Raw genomic sequence first — 18,257 nt, 5'->3', positions numbered from 1 at the left:
TAACAGTTCAACTTCGAACTGTTTTTTTTATGCTTAAAAACTACATATTGCCTGTGGGAATGGCCTATAATAATTTTGAATATTTTTGTTGAGGCTTCTCTGTTTTTTTGATGAAATATGCACAGGAATTTTTCAGTGGTTGAGAGACTGATGTAACGTGGGTTAATGTACAGTTTCCATCCTTTTCATGAAGACAGGGATTGTTGCAACAAATTGTTATCATGAAGACCACCTCCTATGTATATTTTATGATTAATACTCAGGAGCATTCATTGTAATTATTGCTACTTTATAAAAAATCGGGGTGAGATAATGCTTTTTAAAGATTATACTGAAACTGGAGTTGTTTACCATATTGCCACTATTAATGATTTAAACAAAATCCTTCAGCAGGGTATTAAGTACGATGATAAAGTTACATACAAAGAAAAATATTACGATTTTCATCAATTTATAGACGATCACCGTAATCATAATATACCTATATGGGTTAGTAGGAAAAAGGCTATTTTTGCTTCAATGAATTATAAAAGTGTTCCAGTTTTTCATTCCCATTCAGTGGTATTAGCAGTAAAGATCATACCAGAACATTGTTGGATAGCCAATGAAAATAGAGGAAATCAGATCTATGAACCCTTTATACTAAAGGATGTAGAGATGTTTAAATCAGCTTCTAAATATATGAAAAAACAAGGCGTTGCTTCAGTAAGAGAATATTGGGATACTTCCTTAAGCTTTATAGATAATTTAGAAAAAAGATTTGATAAAAAAGATGGATACGATGCAGAAGTATTAATTTTACATTCGATTCCTCCTGAAAATATTGAGGTGAAATATATTATTTCTGATCATAGGGTTTTAACCTTAAGTGAGTGGAAAGAAATTTTCTGTCAATAAATATTTGCTGTTAATATAAGATAAAAATATAATATTTTCCAGTATTACAACTGAGGGTCATTATTACATGTTCATTACAATTGCTGGATTATGTTGAATATGTTTTTATGTAATGATATAACTATAGTAGAGTTGAAAAAATAGAAGGAAAATGTTGAAAATCGCTGGTTTGTAAATTAGTGTCGAAGGGATAAAAGTACGACATCAAGGCAGGATTCGACATATGTAGAAATCGTCAAAGGGGGACAAGTAAATGAGGAAAATTATGTCGATTGTTTTGATTATTCTGTTGCTATCATCTTTTATGGTAGTTAATGGTGCCACCACTGCTAATAGTATGATACAGATGTCCATGGATGGTAGAATGGTTAATTTTAGACCTGTAAAGTTAAGTATTAATAATCAATTAATACAATCGGATGTACCTCCAGTAATTCATGATGATAGAACATTAGTACCCTTAAGGGTGATCATAGAAAATATTAAGGCAGATGTTGTATGGAATGATGCCACAAAGGAAGTAACGGTAACAAAGGATGGTCAGATAATTGTACTTAAAATTAATGAAGGTGTAGCTCGAGTCAATGGCCAAAGTGTTAATTTACCAGATGGCGTTCCACCAAAGTTAATAGACAATCGTACAATGGTTCCGATACGTTTTGTTGCAGAAAACCTTGGGTTAGGAGTAGAATGGAATAGTGGAACCCAAACGGTTATGCTAACCTATGCACCGCCTGTACAAGAGTCGGTGAGGGCATCGGCAATTAACGTCATTTCAAATGGCTATTACCCAGAGGTAAGAATCAAAACTGGTAAAGAAGTTCAATTTAAAGAATCTTTTTTATCGAATCCTACCCGTTTAATTATAGATCTACAAAATGTTAGATTTGACCTAGAGGATAAAAGAAATCTCTTAGCTGACGGGAGCTATCGATTAGCAGTATCCAATAGCTTAGCTAAAGCAGTAAGAGTCTCACAAAACAATAGCCAGACCCGTGTTGTTTTAGAGTTAGAGCAAACTGTTCCCCATAAAGTTCATTATGATCAAGCTTCTGGAGAAATGGTAATTAGTTTCGCCAACAATGTAAGTAATGTAAGGGTAGAACAACAGAACATGAAGGAAGTAGTCGTAATTGAGGGTGGAAATGTAAGTAATTATAATGTTTTAAGACTGAATAATCCTGAACGGTTGGTTGTAGATATAATGGATGCAAACCTAAGTGGATCAAATTATCAACTTGATGTAAATGGTAAGGTGGCAAAAAGTGTTAGGGTCTCTCAATTTGATGCAGCACAGTTTTATACCCCCGATGATCAAGTCGTAAGAATTGTGATTGATCTACAGACTAAAGATAAATATGAAGAATTTCATGTAGATGTTAAAAATAATCAGTTGACTGTCCACCTAGAAGGGAAGCCCTATGAAAGACTATCTTATGAGGCCACCAGTTGGACCACTTCAAGATTAACCTTAAGGGGCAATACAACAACCCAATATCAAGTAAGACGAATTCCTAACACCAATACGTTAGAGATTTTAGTTCCTAAAAATGCAATCGACTTTGAGTTTAGTAATTTAGCTGTTAATGATCATTTAATTAAAAACGTCATAATTGATACTAATGGAAATAATAGTAACTATAAGTTGCTAATTCATCTTGAAAATGAAGTAGAACACCGGGTAGTTTCATCTTTAAATACAAAAGATTTAGTTTTAGAGATTAGGAATACCAATAAATATCGGGAAGTTCTAGTGGTTATCGATCCGGGTCATGGAGGAAATGATCCAGGGGCTATTTCACCTAGATTAAAGATTAAAGAATCTGACATCGTACTGGATGTATCCCAACGTTTAAATAAGCTATTATTAGAGGCTGGATTTAGAACCTATATGACAAGGACTGGAAATACAACTATTTCTCTACAAGATAGAGTTGCAGTTGCTAATCAGTTAAATGGAGATATTTTCGTAAGTGTCCATGCCAATTCTGCTACAAATCATAGTGCAGAAGGAATCGAGAATTATTATTTTGCAACATCTACAAACGGTAGAGACGCTGCCTTAAATAAGAGATTAGCAGAAATTTTCCAAGACGAAATGATTAAGGAGACAGGTGCCCGTAGTCGTGGGGCAAAAGCTCAAAATTTCCATGTCATTAGAGAAACAAGAATGCCTGCTGTATTATCGGAAATAGGTTTTTTATCAAACCAAAGGGAAGAGTCTCTAATGAACTCACCGGAGTATCGACAAAAAATTGCTGTATCAATGTTTAATGCTATTGTTAAGTACTTTGAAGAAACTAAATTTAAATAAAATTAAAATCTGTTAGAGTATTAAGAAATTTTTTTAGCAGGAGAATAGCCAGCCAAATAGTGTAGAAATACATGGGAGCTGGCTTTTCTCGGTAATTAATTGCTAAGATTAACAGATGATAAAGGTCATTCTTATGGGCCTTTTCTTTATGTCCTGATTAAAATGAAGTAAAAGGAAGAATATATAAAATAACAAATAATTTTTTAGGAGGAGCGATTATGGAATTATTAGGTGGATATTTATTTATTTTTTTCGCTAGGTTAACGGATGTTAGTATGGCCACCATTAGAATGATTATGGTGGTCAGAGGAAGGCGTAAACAAGCCGCATTAATAGGCTTCTTTGAAATTATTATTTATGTTCTAGCTATAGGGAAGGTTTTAAGTGGTTTAGATAACCCAATTAATGTAATCGTCTACGCTTTAGGCTTTGCTACAGGTAATTATATGGGGGTTTTTCTTGAAGAAAAGATGGCTTTGGGGAATATTATTGTACAAGTAATTACTGATCACGAAGTAATGAAGTTGGTAAGCACCTTAAGGGGTGAAGGTTTTGGAGTTACAGTGTTTGAAGGCTATGGAAGACAAGGGATGAGACACTTGATTAATGTTACACTGCAACGGAAAAGCTTAGGAAAACTTTATAAAACAATTGATGAGCATGATAAAAATGCCTTTATTACAGTTATGGATACCCGTTCAATACGAGGGGGATATTTTGCTGGAGCTAAGAAGAAATAAGCATACATAAGAAACCTCAATAATATAATATATAAAAGTCCTATGGGCTTTGATTCTAAATTGATCTTATATTAATTGAGGGGGACAATATTTAATGAAAAAGTTCAAATGGTTTAATGTTTTAATTGTCGTATGCCTTGTAACTTTGCTTGCAGCTTGTCAAAATCCCCTGACAATGCTTTTAGGGGATAGGGAAGACCTTGATGTAAGTCTAATCATTGATCATGGAGAGCACGCTCAAGATGGCATGAGGGAAACAGTATTATATTATCGTGATGAAAAAGGCATGTTGATTCCTGTCATGAAAAAAATCCCTTGGGAAGAAGGGATTGCAAGGGGTGCCTTAAGAAAATTAGTGGATGAAGAATTTTTAAGGGAAGATCTGCAAGCTGTGGGTTTACTACCAATTCTGCCAGAAGATACAGAAGTTATAGGCATATCTATTAATGATGGCTTAAGTAAAGTAGATTTTAATGAAAAACTACTTAATTATGCTACCGAGGTTGAAGAACAGGCAATTGTTCAATCTATTGTCTATACCTTAACTGAATTTGAATCAATTGACCAAGTACAGATTTTAGTTAACGGTGAAGTCCTAAATCAATTGAAATTTGGCACAAGGGTAGACCTACCATTACAAAGAGAAAACATTAATTTATCGGGTATTATAGATGATAATAACATTCCTGTTGTAGTCTATTATAAATCTACAAACAACGGAATGGATAGCTATTATGTTCCGGTAACGAAGAGAATACAAGGGTTAAAAGTAGATATAAAATCTGCCATCGTTGCTCAACTAGAAGGAGCACCAGAAGGGTCTGGTTTGTATAGTGAGCTACCAGAAGGTGTTTTAGTAAATGATGTCTTTGTTAAAGAAGGGATTGCCTATATTGATTTTACGGCAGAGATTAAAAGAATGCCCAATAATAAAGACTTACAGCAATCCTTAGTGTATGAGCTGGGTTTTACATTAAAGGAAATTGAGCCTAGCATTTCACAAGTAAGAATTTTATCTGGAGGAAGTGAAATAGAATTATCATCTGGAGTAAATTTAAATTTACCGTCATATACTAATCCCTTTTAATTTGTCTATATAATTTGATTACATATTAAGATACCGGCTATCTACATGTTCTAATACGTAGATTAAGCTGGTATTTCTTTTAAATTAGTGGCAATCTCTTAACTTTTACAACAAAAATATGGAAAGTATGATACAATACTAAATGATAAAACTATATAGGATAACATAAAGAGAGAGGATGGGGTAGTTTGAATAGGATAGATGGAAGAAAATTTGATGAGATTAGACCTGTTAAGATAACAAGAAATTATATAAAACACACGGGTGGTTCTGTTTTAATCGAGATGGGAGATACTAAAGTAATCTGTACAGCAACAATAGAAGATCGGGTACCTCACTTTCTTAAAAATAGTGGTAAAGGCTGGATTACAGCTGAATATGGAATGCTTCCTGGGTCAACCCAAGTAAGAAAAGTAAGAGAATCTAGTAGAGGTAAGGTAGAAGGACGGACCCAAGAAATACAAAGATTAATTGGTAGAGCTCTTCGTTCAGTGGTTGATTTATCAGCAGTTGGAGAACGTACCATTTGGATTGATTGTGATGTGATTCAAGCCGATGGGGGAACAAGAACAGCGTCAATTACAGGCTCTTTTGTGGCTTTGGTAGATGCATTAAATTCCTTAAAGGAAAAGGGCGTAATTGAAAAACTACCAATTAAGAATATGGTATCAGCCATAAGTGTTGGAATTGTAGAGGGACAACCGATGTTAGATCTTTGCTATCAAGAAGATTCTACTGCTAAAGTAGATATGAACATTGTAATGACTGATAATAATCAATTTGTTGAGGTTCAAGGAACCGGAGAGGAATCTCCTTATACTAGGGAAGATTTAATGGAAATGTTACGTCTAGGGGAGCTTGGAAACCAACATTTAATCCAGCTTCAAAAACAAGCCCTTGGAGGGATTATAGCTGAATTAGGTGTTTAAAATACATAGGTAGGTGATGGATATGAATACAAGCGTTGCAATTGTCGCTACAGGAAATCAGAAGAAATTAAAAGAGATAGCTAAAATATTGGAAGATTTCTCCCTTGAGATCAAGTCTATGAAGGATTTTGGTTTAGAGGGACTTGAAATTATTGAAGACGGAGATACTTTTGAAGAAAATGCAATTATAAAAGCTAGGACAGTTATGGAGAAAACTGGACAATTGGCAATAGCAGATGACTCGGGCTTAGAGGTGGATTATATTAATAAAGCCCCAGGGATTTATTCGGCCCGTTTTTCCGGTGAGGGTGCTACGGATGAAAAAAATAATGAAAAATTATTAGGTTTGCTAGAAGGTGTAGACCTAAAAGAGCGAACCGGTAGATTCGTTTGTGCTATGGCAGCAGTTTTTCCTAATGGAGAAACAATTGTTTTAAGGGGAGAGTGTGAAGGATTAATCGGTTTTCAACTCTCTGGAGAAAATGGGTTTGGTTATGATCCATTATTTATCGTGCCTGAATATCAAAAAACCTTTGGGGAGTTAGATTCAGAGATTAAAAACAAAATTAGCCATCGGGGAAAGGCGCTAGAAAAATTAAAGGTAGCATTAGCAGATAAGCTAGGAGGTAAGTAAAGGGTGAAGATTGCAGTCGTTGGGGATAGTCATGGCAAATTGCAATATATAGACGAGGCTATGAAGACTTTAGAAGGGATAGAATTAGTAATTCATACAGGAGACCATTTTTCAGATTTAGAATATATACAGAGGAAGTACAACATTAAGGCTTTGGGTGTTAGGGGAAACTGTGACGCAAAAGGAGAGGCAGAAATTATCGAAGAAATAAATGGTAATCGTGTCTTCCTTTGTCATGGTCATCAGTATAATGTAAAAAGTAATCTCCATACTATTTTTTATCGTGGAAAGGAAATTGGGGCTGATCTTGTCATTTTTGGACATAGTCATGTACCTTGTTATGGCAAGGAAGAGGATATGATTCTACTTAATCCTGGTAGCATTTCAGAGCCTCGAGGAGGTTCGAAACGTAGCTTAGCCATTGTAGAAATTGAAGAAGAAATAAAAGTTAGTTTTATTGAATTTGAATAAAGATAAAAAATGAAGAGAAATTAAGGATTATAGAGTATAATAATCTTATGATGAGTAAATCATATCTATTGGGGAATGAATTGTATTGACCATCCACCAAAAATTTTATATAATGAATTTCGTCCCTTCGATAGGATAAGAAGTTAAGGAAGTTAGATACAGAATTTACTTGACATAATCCTGAGATGGTGATAAAATTATTAAATGTCAGGAAAAAATATTTCTGCGACTATGCGGGTGTAGTTCAGTGGTAGAACTTCAGCCTTCCAAGCTGACCGCGAGGGTTCGATTCCCTTCACCCGCTCCAAAAAAATGTGTGTCCATAGCTCAGCTGGATAGAGCACCGGCCTTCTAAGCCGGTTGTCCGGGGTTCGAATCCCTGTGGACACGCCACATTTTATTATAAAATATGGTGGATGTAGTCAAGCGGTTAAGACACAGGATTGTGGCTCCTGCATGCGTGGGTTCGAATCCCATCATCCACCCCATTTTTATTATTGGGATATAGCCAAGTCGGTAAGGCAACGGACTTTGACTCCGTCATCCGCAGGTTCGAGTCCTGCTATCCCAGCCATTTAAATATGCGGAAGTGGCTCAGTGGTAGAGCATCGCCTTGCCAAGGCGAGGGTCGCGGGTTCAAATCCCGTCTTCCGCTCCAAATTTATGTGTGTCCATAGCTCAGCTGGATAGAGCACCGGCCTTCTAAGCCGGTTGTCCGGGGTTCGAATCCCTGTGGACACGCCATTTTTTTTGAGCGCCCTTAGCTCAATCGGATAGAGTTGCAGACTTCGAATCTGAAGGTTGGGGGTTCGAGTCCCTCAGGGCGCGCCAAAACATATAAAAGCTCGTAGTGGTATAAATTATACTATTACGAGCTTTTTTGTATTAAAGATTAGAGGTTAGATCTTTGCATATTTTATGGGTTTAAGATCTTTAACCATTAATAATTCCACCACCAAGACTGAGAACCATAGGGATATTCGATACGACTATCCATATGCACTGCGGTAGCCATATTATACATGCCGCTAAAACCACATGTTCTAGCGATATTATTAACTTGAGTAACCGTTCTGTTGGCAACAGCTAAATCTGCCGCGATACCATATACGTGCATACTATTACTAGCTCCCCCAACACTGGCATTGTGGCTAATGCTTCTAAAGCCAGATGTAATGGTAACAGGGTTGTTGCCAGCCTTTCGTCTTAAGGCTTCAAGCTTCCACATAAGACGTCTAACGTTTTCTTTTGTTTGGGCAGCACTTACCTTTCCACCAGAAAAACCACTGCCATCTTTAGACTGAAACTCACTCCAGTTAAAATGTCTTGTAGACCCATCGGCAGCTGTTAGCCAGTCTAACTGGGCGTGGGTTTGAGGGCCAACAACACCATCTACAGTCAAACCGTAGGAGCTCTGAAAGCGTTTTACAGCAGCTTCTGTCTGAGCACCAAAAGATCCATCAATACCTACATAAGTTTGTTGAGCACTGTCGGCCGCCCAACCAGCAACCTTAATCTGTAATTCCCTTACATCATCACCTGAATCTCCAACTCTTAATGTCCTTGCCATTTTAAATCTCCTCCTTAATTTTTTTTATGAAAGCACCTAATTGGTTAAGGGCTCTTCATATTAATAAAAAGAACATAGGGATATAAAATGTAAACTTGTAAGCTATTAATTAGAAAAAATAATTCCCCCCAACCCTCTATAAAAGAGAATCAGGGGGAGAATATCATCTTAAGTGATCAATAAACTAGTAATTCCACCACCAAGACTGTGAACCATAAGAATATTCAACACGGCTGTCCAGATGAACGGCTGTACTCATGTTATACATCCCACTAAAACCACATGTTCTAGCAATGTTATTAACTTGGACTACTGTTCTATTGGCAACTCTTAAATCTGCCGCAATGCCATAAAGATGCATACTGTTACTTGTCCCACCAACACTAGCATTATGGGAAGTACTTCTAAAGCCTGAAGTTATGGTAACGGGGTTATTACCAGCCTTACGTCTTAAAGCTTCAAGTTTCCACATTAATCTCCTTACGTTTTCTTGTACTGTAGCGGCACCTACCTTACCTCCCGAAAAGCTACCATTCCCTTTACAACGGAACTCACTCCAACTAAAATGTCTAGTAGATCCATCAGAAGATGTTAACCAGTCTAACTGAGCATGGGTTTGAGGGCCAACAATACCGTCAACAGTTAAACCATAGGAACTTTGAAATCTCTTTACAGCAGCTTCAGTTTGGGCTCCAAAAGATCCATCAATACCTACAAAAGTTTGTTGAACTCCGTCGGCTGCCCAACCAGCAACCTTTATTTGAAGCTCTCTTACATCACTACCAGAATCACCTCGTCTTAAAGTTCTAGCCATAAAATCTCCTCCTTTTAATTTTAATATGAAAAACAATAACCGGTTAAAAGCCTTTCATATTACATAAAAGTGGAGGTAGAGGAAAAATGTAAACCTAAATGAGGTAATTGTTGGATCAGATTTGTCTTCTTTAAAAATTTATAAAAAGGAAAAAATGGAAAAAAAAATATCAAGAAAAATGTAGGAAATTGTTAATAGATGATATAATATAAACTCAAGGGTAAAATTAAAAAACAGTTCAGCTTCTAAAATAGTTTTAGAATAGTAGCTAAAATTTAATACACAGGAATGGTTGGTGGGAGATTTTGTTGACGATTTTTTTACAAAATACAACGCTTATAGTAACATTTACTTTCATTTACATTAAACTACAAGTGTTTTTCGTAGAAAGTAAAGTAAAGAAAGAAATTTGGTTAGTGGTGGCTGTTATATTAGCAAGTACTTTATCGATACTTACCATGTTTAATCCATTTAAGCTTACAGGCTACATATTTGACTTGCGAAGTGTTCCAATATTTTTTATTAGTTATACTTTAGGGTGGAAAGTAGGCCTAGTTTCTATGATTGCACCGGCATTATTTCGCTGGAATGCAGGTGCGGTGGGAGCCTTCCATGGAATTTTTCAAGGAATTATACTTCCTGCAATGGTAGGGTCAATCTTTGCAATGGGGCAAGATCAATCTAACCCCTTTAAAACGATTAAAGTAAAGCGAATTTTAAAAGCCTTCTTTAGCTATAGTCTATTAAAATATCTTTTAATGGGATCTACATTAGACCTCCAACTAACAGAGTGGTTGATCATCACTTTTAATATGATATTATTTTCTACATTTACATTAATTTGTATCGTGGCAATTATAAATGATTTTAATAAAACTAAAAAGGCAGAAAAAACCCTACGCATTAGTGAAGAGAGGTATAAGAAATTAGTAGAGTTACTTCCAGACGGGGTCTTAGTTTATCGAAATAATAAAGTTGTATTAGCCAATACTGCTGCAGCAGAATTGATGGGACTTATCCCTAATGCTGGTGTAGGTCAGTTTAATGAAATTGAAAATAAAGAACAGATGAAGCAAATTACCTGTATAGTTGAAGACTTTGTTCAGGGTAAGATTGATGGTACTTCTGTAGAACATCAAATTGTTCTGAAGGATGGTAAAGAATTGTCTGTAGAGATTAGGTCAATAGCCTTTACATCTGTAGGAGAATTATTTATTATAAACGTTATAAGAGATATATCCAGCATACGTAGAGCCGAGCGGTTAGAGGAAATAGTAAAACAAGAAAAGAAATTGGTGGAAGAAATTGTCCAGTATGATCAATTAAAAACAGAGTTCTTTGCAAATTTGTCCCATGAACTAAAGACACCCTTAAACTTAATCTATAGCACTGTGCAAATTATGGAAATAGAGTCTAAGGATCATGACCAAATCCCTACAGAGAACCTAAACAAAAGAATGAAGGTTTTAAGACAGAATTGTAGTAGGATGATCAAACTATCCAATAACTTAATCGATATTACTAAAATTGATGCAGGTTACTTTAATTTAGAAATGCAAAGGTGCAACATTGTAAGTGTAATAGAGGATATTTCTATGTCGGTGGCTGAGTACATGAAGAATAAAAATATTACGTTGGTTTTTGATACTAATGTTGAAGAAAAATTTATTTTAGTAGACCCCAATGCAATGGAACGAATCATGTTAAATCTTTTATCAAATGCAATTAAGTTTTCTAAGGCAGATAATGAGATTACTATTAATTTGTGGGATCAAGGAGAACAAATCGTTATTTCAGTGAAGGATGAGGGGCAGGGGATTCCCAAAGATAAATTAGAGGTTATTTTTGAAAGATTCCGCCAGGCAGATAAGCTGCTTAACAGAAGACATGAAGGTAGTGGAATTGGTTTGTCTTTGGTTAAATCCTTAGTAAGTATGCATGGAGGAACAATCACAGTAAAAAGCGAATATGGGATTGGAAGTGAATTTATTATTGTATTGCCAACTCAAGATGACATTCCAGCCAATAATCACCCAATAGATGAACATAAGAGTACATCAGTAGAATCCATAAAAATTGAGTTTTCAGATATATATTCTATCTAAGATGGAAGGATAGACTTTTATTTAAAAAAATATTTAAGCGTTTATGTTTATAAATATTCAGGAATTGTGTAAAAATCTGTAAATTTCAATATCTATATTTAGGGTTTTTCATCTGATACTATATAAATATTATAAAAGGTGGCTATAATTATTTGTATAAATTTACTTGTATTGATTTATTGCAAAATTTGTCGACGAAAAAATATCTACTTTTTACAGGAATTCTAAAAGTTTTGCAGAATGTAATTATGCAGAATGTAAAAATACATAAAATTTTCGGAAATATCATTCTTGAGGGTCAGGCCATTTATTTCGTTTAGAAGATTTACTTTGGAGGTTAAAAAATGGAAAAGAGATCTGAACAAATTGAGGTAGAATTGAAAGTGCTTTGTATCAAGATGATTGACATGCTGGATAAGATGAGGGAACAGGGGATTACCTCAGAAGAAGAATATCAAAGGCATGTTGAATTAAAGAAAAAGTTTCTACAAGATAAAATAAATCTATAAGGCAGTAGAGCTGCTTTAAAATTAAATTATAGATTTTCTTGAGACCATAGGGATAGCCTTTGATTTCCTATGGTTTTTTATTTTTTGTAAATTAACTGAATTTTATGAAAAGTTAATATAATATTTCCCTATTTTATGAATAATTTATTAATGAATGAAAATAAAGGGGGTCTATTATGAAACTAACAACGAAAATATTAATCGGTTTAGTTGCAGGAGTTATACTTGGTTTAGTTTTGGGGGGAGCACCTCAGGTGGCTGTAACTTATATTGCACCCTTCGGAACTCTATTCCTAAACTTAATAAGAATGATTATCGTGCCCTTAGTTTTATCTTCTTTAGTTGTAGGAGCCGCCAGTATGGGAGATTTAAAGAAACTAGGGCGGGTAGGGGGAAAAACGATAGTCTTTTATTTAGCTACAACAGCAGTTGCTGTTATAATCGGACTGATACTTGGTAATGTTTTTAAGCCAGGAGCAGGATTATTACTATTGGAGGGGGTTACCGTAGAAGCAAGGCAGGCACCGCCTCTAGTAGAAACACTACTAAACATAATTCCTAGTAATCCTCTAAAGGCCCTTGTAGATGCCAGTATGTTACAAATAATTTCTTTTGCAATATTTATTGGAATCGGAATTACTTCCATCGGAGAAAAGGGGAGACCACTATTAAGTTTCTTTGATAGTTTAGCAGAAGTAATGTATAAATTAACTGCTCTAATCATGAACTTAGCTCCCTATGGCGTTTTTGCATTAATTACGCCAGTTGTCGCACAAAATGGTCCTAGTGTATTACTACCTTTAGGGAAAGTGGTTATTGCGGTATATGTGGGGGTAGTCATTCATAGTCTATTAGTTTATTCTTCCATCGTAAAGTTAGTAGCTAATATGAACCCATTAAAGTTTTTTAAAGGTATTTCACCGGCTGCAACTGTAGCTTTTAGTACTGCCAGTAGTGCAGGAACATTACCTGTTACAATTAAATCTGTAAAAGAAAATTTAGGGGTATCCAATTCAGTAGCAAGTTTTGTATTGCCTTTAGGGGCAACAATTAATATGGATGGTACCGCTCTTTATCAGGGTATTTGTGCCCTCTTTGTTGCACAAATATATGGTATCGATTTAACGATTGCACAACAAGTAAGTATTGTTTTAACAGCAACATTAGCTTCAATTGGAACAGCTGGAGTGCCTGGGGCTGGTTTTATCATGCTTACAATGGTCCTCACTTCGGTAGGGTTACCATTAGAAGGCTCAGCATTAATAGCAGGTATTGATCGAATATTAGATATGGCAAGAACAACAGTGAATGTAGTTGGAGATGGTGCAGTTGCTGTAGCCATTGCAGCTACAGAAGGAGAATTAAAAGACATAGAAGTAAAAGTCGGGTCAAAATAAATTTAAGCTGGTGAAAGCCAGCATATTATTATTAGAGGTGATCTATGAAAAAGGTAATTGGAATTCTAGGAGGTATGGGACCAGAAGCCACAGTCCTTTTATTTGATAAAATCATAAAATATACCCCTGCAGAAAAGGACCAGGATCATATCCCGATTCTAATCGATAATAATGTTCTTATCCCAGACCGTACAGCATTTATATTAGGGAAAGGAACAAGTCCCGTAGATCAATTAATTTTTTCTGCAAAAAGGTTAGAAAAAATGGGGGCAAACTGTATTGTGATACCTTGCAATACAGCCCATTACTTTTGCAATGAGATAAAAAAAGAGATCTCAATCCCCATAATTAGTATGCTTAAATCAACGACTGAAGAGTTGGTAAATCACAATTTGTATGGAAGGAAAGTGGCTCTATTAGCTACTTTGGGTACCTACCATACAAAGATATATGATAATATACTTAAATTAAAGGGAATTAATATACTTAATCTAAAGGATGACCAAAAAAATAGATTATTTGATATTATCTATCAAGTTAAGAGGGGGAATCTTGATTATAGGCAAAAAGAGATGATAAGTATCTTAAAATATTGTAAGAACAATGAATGTAACATCGTTATATTGGGATGTACAGAGCTATCGGTTTATTTTAATAAACTGCTAACTGTCGATGTTTTACAGGAATTAGACATGGACATTAAAATTGTAGACCCATTAGATATATTAGCAAAAAAGGCTGTTGAATATGCTATTTACTCTTAAGAATATTAAAGTCTTCAAAGGGAAAAATAGACTCAAAGGGTGAAAAAAAAGAAATAAAATAACAGACTAATCTATACGCTAATTAGGAGGAATGAAAATGAAACAGCCAGTCGATCCACGGGCAAGGGAAGCTTTAGAGAGGGCTAAAGCAGAGATTGCAGAAGATATGCGGTTATTTGATAGTTCTCAAAATAAAGGGGGACTAACCTCTAAAACTTCGGGATTCATAGGTGGAAGTCTTGGAGGTACCATGACAAGAAGGTTAGTAGAAATGGGAGAACATATTTTAGCTGAAGAATATAAGAAAAAATGATAGTCAAATAACAAACAATCTATTGAAGAAATATACAATTATACAAATATTGAAAAAAAAGCTCATACTCATTCATTTTGCTTAATCATAATAAATTCTAGAAGGGGAGATTGTAATAGTGTTTACAATACCTACATGAAATAGGACTTATTTGACAATAAAAAAGGTTAATATTTTAACTATTGTTTAAGTTTTCAGTCAATTATGCTAGAATTATGTTAAAATCTACTTGATTATATAAAATGACCAAATGAGGATGGCGAGAGATATCTTAATATTAAGATAGCCGAAGGAGCAATATAGAAAGAGCCCACTTTTTATAGAAACTCTCAGGCCCCCGAATCGTTATCTGATGGATCTCTGGAGAGTCCGTAACATCGGCGCCGAAGGTGAAATACATGAATGCATGTAGAAGCTCTCAGGCTAGTTACAGAGGAATGTAGTGGCACTTTTTGTGTTGTCATTACATTCCTCTTTTTCATAGATAAATATATAGATAAATAATATTATAAAATTTCCTAATATTTTTAAAGTAAGGACAATAAAATTCTCAATAAATGACATTCTTCTATCGTTAATGGGCTATATATTAAAAAGAGGAACTTACATCAAGAACAGTAATCGTTATTTGAAAATTTGAGAGGAGGAACAACTATGACAGAACCAAGAAAAACATCCCTATTTGATGTACATAAAAACCATGGGGGTAAAATTATCGATTTTTCAGGCTGGTCTTTACCAGTAGAGTACGACGGGATTTCAGCAGAGCACGAGGCAGTAAGAACAGCAGCAGGCTTATTTGATGTATCCCATATGGGAGAGGTAGAGGTATCTGGAAAAAATGCTTTTGAGTTTGTTCAATACTTAGTCACTAACGATATATCGGTGTTAGAGGATAATCAAATTATATATACCTTTATGTGTTATCCCCATGGAGGAATCGTAGATGATCTTTTAGTGTATCGATTCAATAAAGACCATTACTATTTAGTTATTAATGCTAGCAATGTTGATAAGGATTATCAATGGATGTTAGAGAATGCTAAAGAATTTGAAGTAGAACTTAAGAATGTTTCAGACGAAGTTTCTGAAATGGCTTTACAAGGCCCTAAGGCAGAAGAGATTCTTCAAAAACTAACAGGCACAAATCTTTCAGAAATAAAGTTCTTCTACTGTAAACGAGATGTTAATGTTGCAGGAGCCAATTGTATGATTTCAAGAACTGGCTATACTGGTGAAGATGGATTCGAAATTTATCTTAATCATCGTGATGCTGTAAAGGTATGGGATGCTATTATCGAAGCAGGTAAAGAATATGGAATTAAGCCTGCTGGGTTAGGGGCTAGAGATACCTTGAGATTCGAAGCCACATTACCCCTTTATGGTAATGAAATTAATGAAGATATCACACCACTAGAAGCCGGTTTTGGTATGTTTGTTAAGTTAAATAAAGATAACTTTATTGGAAAAGAAGCCCTTGCAAAACAAAAAGAAGAAGGCTTAAAAAGAAAAATAGTTGGTTTTGAGATGATCGATAAAGGGATTCCAAGACATGGCTATCCTGTTGTAGCAGATGGAAAGGAAATCGGGTTTGTAACGACAGGTTATCTATCACCAACTTTAAATAAGTACATTGGTTTAGCTTTAGTAGAAACTGCTTATACTGAGTTAGGAACTCAATTGGAGATTCAAGTTAGAAAAAGATTAATGAAGGCTAATGTCATTAGTAAAAGATTCTTACAAAAAAATTATAAGAAGTAGTTCCTCCATAATCTAGTGAAATTCAAAGGAAAAGAGGGTTAGTATGAAAATTACCGTTATAGGTGGCGGTCCTGGTGGGTATGTAGCAGCTATTAGAGCAGCCATGCTGGGGGCCGATGTTACACTAGTTAATAAGTCTAAAGTAGGCGGAACCTGCTTAAACTTGGGTTGTATTCCCACCAAGGCTTTATTAGCTACTACTGAAAAACTACAAACCATTAAAGACGCAAGGGATTTCGGCATTAAGGTAAATGGAGAGATAGAGATCGACTTTATGGCAATGATGAATAGAAAAAATAAGATCATTGGACAATTGGTTTCTGGAATAGAATTTCTTCTGGATAAAAGAAAAGTTAGGCTTCTTAATGGAACTGGTAGAGTCATTGAGAAAAATAAAGTACAAGTAAAGTATGAAGATGCTACAACGGAAATAATTGATGCTGACAAGATTATTATAGCAACGGGTTCGGTACCTATTGTTCCACCATTATTTCCTTATGATAGAATAAACGTTTTCACCAGTGATGAAGCTTTATTTTTAGAAGAAGTACCCGAGTCAATCATTATCGTTGGTGGAGGGGTAATTGGATGTGAGTTTGGCCAGTTCTTTACCAAAATAGGTGCTAAAGTAACCATTATTGAAATGTCAGACCAACTTCTCCCTTTTGAAGATCCCGATGTATCTAAGCAGCTACTTCGAGCCTTTAAAAAAGATAAAATTAAAGTCATGACAGGTGAAAAAATAGTTAAGTGTGAAGTTAAAGATAATCGTGTGATTGTCCATTTAGAAAATGGAAAAATAGTAGAAGCTGAAAAAATGTTGGTTTCTGTTGGTAGAAGACCTTATCTTGAAAACCTTGGTATTGATGATGTTGGTGTTAAGTTAGATAAAGGTAAAGTAGAAGTCGATGAAAACCTACAAACTTCTGTAGAAGGTATCTACGCCATAGGCGATGTGGTTAATAGCCCTTTCTTAGCCCATGTTGCTTCGAAAGAAGGGATGGTAGCCGCTGAAAATGCCATGGGTGGAAATAAAACAGTAGATTATCGTGCTGTTCCAAGATGTGTCTATACAGATCCTGAAGTGGCAGCTGTGGGGATCACAGAAAAAGAAGCAAAGGCGAAGGGCATCGAATATCACACTGGTCAATTCGACTTTAGAGCCTTAGGAAAGGCGCAGGCTATTGGAAGTTATCAAGGTTTTATAAAAATTATTGTTGATAAAGAAGATAAAATTATCGGAGCATCTATTGTTGGACCCCATGCAACAGATTTATTAACCGAACTAACACTAGCAGTACATCTAGGTATTACTGCAACACAATTAGGGGATGTAATTCACCCCCATCCGACATTATCGGAGGGGATCATGGAAGCGATCCATGCTGTTCATAATAGTTGTGTTCATGCATTATAGTTATTAATTAGAGGAAATTCCATGTTGAGTAATGCTATGTTAAGTATTAACAAAAATAATTTATTTTTGATATTAATGTGTAATTTCCTCAAATAAATGTATAAAAATAAGGAAAAATAAAAACCTAAAGGTTTAATAAAAATTAAGGAGGAATTTAAAATGTCAAATTTATTATTTTCAACAGATCATGAGTGGGTTAAGGTGGAAGGAAATGTTGCATACATCGGAATTACTGATTATGCACAAAAACAATTAGGGGAAATTGTATATGTTGAGCTACCAGAAGTAGATGATGCCTTTGAAAAGGGAGATTCTTTTGGAGTAATTGAATCTGTTAAAGCAGCTTCAGATGCTTATATCCCAGTGACAGGTAAAATTGTAGAGATAAATGAAGAATTAGTTGACTCACCTCAATTAGTTAATGAAGATGCTTTTGGAAACTGGATTGTTAAGGTTGAGATGTCAGATCTTTCTGAATTAGAGGAATTAATGAATAGCCAACAATATGAAGCTTATTGTGAAGAGTAGTAACTAA

Annotated in this window: 18 protein-coding genes, 7 tRNA genes and 1 riboswitch; of the genes, 22 read left to right on the top strand and 3 right to left on the bottom strand. The window is 35.1% G+C overall.

The annotated features are described in order from the left end of the window. Positions 1-64 precede the first annotated feature (64 nt). Positions 65-223 (bottom strand): hydroxymyristoyl-ACP dehydratase, encoded by a 159-nt coding sequence (locus T335_RS22425; protein WP_156943731.1) that lies wholly within the window; start codon positions 221-223, stop codon positions 65-67. A gap of 89 nt (positions 224-312) precedes the next feature. Between T335_RS22425 and T335_RS0118725 the strand changes: the two genes are divergently transcribed. The 14 genes from T335_RS0118725 to T335_RS0118660 all read left to right on the top strand — a co-directional run bounded on the left by T335_RS0118725 (position 313) and on the right by T335_RS0118660 (position 7,903). Then, entirely contained in the window at positions 313-897 is a 585-nt protein-coding gene (locus T335_RS0118725) for a hypothetical protein (protein WP_026478881.1), read from the top strand. 253 nt (positions 898-1,150) lie between these two features. Further along, entirely contained in the window at positions 1,151-3,211 is a 2,061-nt protein-coding gene (locus tag T335_RS0118720; protein ID WP_026478880.1) for an N-acetylmuramoyl-L-alanine amidase family protein, read from the top strand. Positions 3,212-3,390: 179 nt separating this feature from the next. Beyond that, a complete protein-coding gene (locus T335_RS0118715; protein ID WP_330371307.1) occupies positions 3,391-3,951 on the top strand; it encodes a DUF2179 domain-containing protein in 561 nt (186 codons plus the stop codon). Positions 3,952-4,045: 94 nt separating this feature from the next. Then, complete coding sequence (locus T335_RS0118710) at positions 4,046-5,038, top strand: GerMN domain-containing protein (RefSeq protein WP_026478878.1); 993 nt, start codon at positions 4,046-4,048, stop codon at positions 5,036-5,038. Between the two features lie 188 nt (positions 5,039-5,226). Continuing rightward, a complete protein-coding gene (gene rph, locus T335_RS0118705; RefSeq protein WP_026478877.1) occupies positions 5,227-5,967 on the top strand; it encodes a ribonuclease PH in 741 nt (246 codons plus the stop codon). 22 nt (positions 5,968-5,989) lie between these two features. Then, a complete protein-coding gene (locus T335_RS0118700; protein ID WP_026478876.1) occupies positions 5,990-6,601 on the top strand; it encodes an XTP/dITP diphosphatase in 612 nt (203 codons plus the stop codon). Between the two features lie 3 nt (positions 6,602-6,604). Continuing rightward, the gene (locus T335_RS0118695) at positions 6,605-7,072 is read left to right on the top strand and encodes a YfcE family phosphodiesterase (protein WP_026478875.1); all 468 of its coding nucleotides are present in this window, start codon (positions 6,605-6,607) and stop codon (positions 7,070-7,072) included. 233 nt (positions 7,073-7,305) lie between these two features. Beyond that, positions 7,306-7,379 (top strand) — tRNA-Gly (locus T335_RS0118690). 9 nt (positions 7,380-7,388) lie between these two features. Next, a tRNA-Arg gene (locus tag T335_RS0118685) sits at positions 7,389-7,465 on the top strand. A gap of 19 nt (positions 7,466-7,484) precedes the next feature. Next, positions 7,485-7,560, top strand: a tRNA-His gene (locus T335_RS0118680). A gap of 10 nt (positions 7,561-7,570) precedes the next feature. After that, a tRNA-Gln gene (locus T335_RS0118675) sits at positions 7,571-7,646 on the top strand. A 9-nt stretch (positions 7,647-7,655) separates the two neighbouring features. Beyond that, positions 7,656-7,730 (top strand) — tRNA-Gly (locus tag T335_RS0118670). Positions 7,731-7,739: 9 nt separating this feature from the next. Then, positions 7,740-7,816, top strand: a tRNA-Arg gene (locus T335_RS0118665). A 10-nt stretch (positions 7,817-7,826) separates the two neighbouring features. Continuing rightward, positions 7,827-7,903, top strand: a tRNA-Arg gene (locus tag T335_RS0118660). Positions 7,904-8,012: 109 nt separating this feature from the next. Here the strand turns inward: T335_RS0118660 and T335_RS21355 are convergent. Beyond that, entirely contained in the window at positions 8,013-8,642 is a 630-nt protein-coding gene (locus tag T335_RS21355; RefSeq protein WP_051569419.1) for a D-Ala-D-Ala carboxypeptidase family metallohydrolase, read from the bottom strand. 184 nt (positions 8,643-8,826) lie between these two features. Further along, on the bottom strand, positions 8,827-9,456 hold the full coding sequence (locus tag T335_RS22890) for a D-Ala-D-Ala carboxypeptidase family metallohydrolase (RefSeq protein WP_034328925.1): 630 nt from the start codon (positions 9,454-9,456) through the stop codon (positions 8,827-8,829). Positions 9,457-9,764: 308 nt separating this feature from the next. On the opposite strand from T335_RS22890, the gene T335_RS21345 reads away from it, so the two are divergent. From T335_RS21345 to gcvH, 8 genes are all read left to right on the top strand, one after another. Continuing rightward, complete coding sequence (locus T335_RS21345) at positions 9,765-11,561, top strand: ATP-binding protein (protein WP_051569418.1); 1,797 nt, start codon at positions 9,765-9,767, stop codon at positions 11,559-11,561. A 344-nt stretch (positions 11,562-11,905) separates the two neighbouring features. Continuing rightward, the gene (locus tag T335_RS22420; protein ID WP_156943730.1) at positions 11,906-12,070 is read left to right on the top strand and encodes a hypothetical protein; all 165 of its coding nucleotides are present in this window, start codon (positions 11,906-11,908) and stop codon (positions 12,068-12,070) included. A 176-nt stretch (positions 12,071-12,246) separates the two neighbouring features. After that, the gene (locus T335_RS0118625) at positions 12,247-13,467 is read left to right on the top strand and encodes a dicarboxylate/amino acid:cation symporter (protein WP_026478874.1); all 1,221 of its coding nucleotides are present in this window, start codon (positions 12,247-12,249) and stop codon (positions 13,465-13,467) included. Positions 13,468-13,511: 44 nt separating this feature from the next. After that, positions 13,512-14,231, top strand: coding sequence for a cysteate racemase (gene cuyB / locus T335_RS0118620; RefSeq protein ID WP_026478873.1), 720 nt, complete (start codon positions 13,512-13,514; stop codon positions 14,229-14,231). Positions 14,232-14,328: 97 nt separating this feature from the next. Continuing rightward, positions 14,329-14,544 (top strand): small, acid-soluble spore protein, alpha/beta type, encoded by a 216-nt coding sequence (locus tag T335_RS0118615; protein ID WP_051569417.1) that lies wholly within the window; start codon positions 14,329-14,331, stop codon positions 14,542-14,544. Positions 14,545-14,794: 250 nt separating this feature from the next. After that, positions 14,795-14,899: riboswitch (glycine riboswitch) on the top strand. Positions 14,900-15,198: 299 nt separating this feature from the next. Continuing rightward, positions 15,199-16,305 (top strand): glycine cleavage system aminomethyltransferase GcvT, encoded by a 1,107-nt coding sequence (gene gcvT, locus T335_RS0118610; RefSeq protein ID WP_026478871.1) that lies wholly within the window; start codon positions 15,199-15,201, stop codon positions 16,303-16,305. Between the two features lie 43 nt (positions 16,306-16,348). Then, the gene (lpdA, locus tag T335_RS0118605) at positions 16,349-17,722 is read left to right on the top strand and encodes a dihydrolipoyl dehydrogenase (protein ID WP_026478870.1); all 1,374 of its coding nucleotides are present in this window, start codon (positions 16,349-16,351) and stop codon (positions 17,720-17,722) included. Positions 17,723-17,881: 159 nt separating this feature from the next. Further along, on the top strand, positions 17,882-18,250 hold the full coding sequence (gene gcvH / locus T335_RS0118600) for a glycine cleavage system protein GcvH (protein ID WP_034328923.1): 369 nt from the start codon (positions 17,882-17,884) through the stop codon (positions 18,248-18,250). Positions 18,251-18,257 lie beyond the last annotated feature (7 nt).

Source organism: Alkaliphilus transvaalensis ATCC 700919 (assembly GCF_000621485.1).
Classification (GTDB): Bacteria; Bacillota; Clostridia; order Peptostreptococcales; family Natronincolaceae; genus Alkaliphilus; species Alkaliphilus transvaalensis.
The sequence above is the reverse complement of the archived record's forward strand: the minus strand, read 5'-3'. Positions and strand labels throughout refer to the sequence as shown.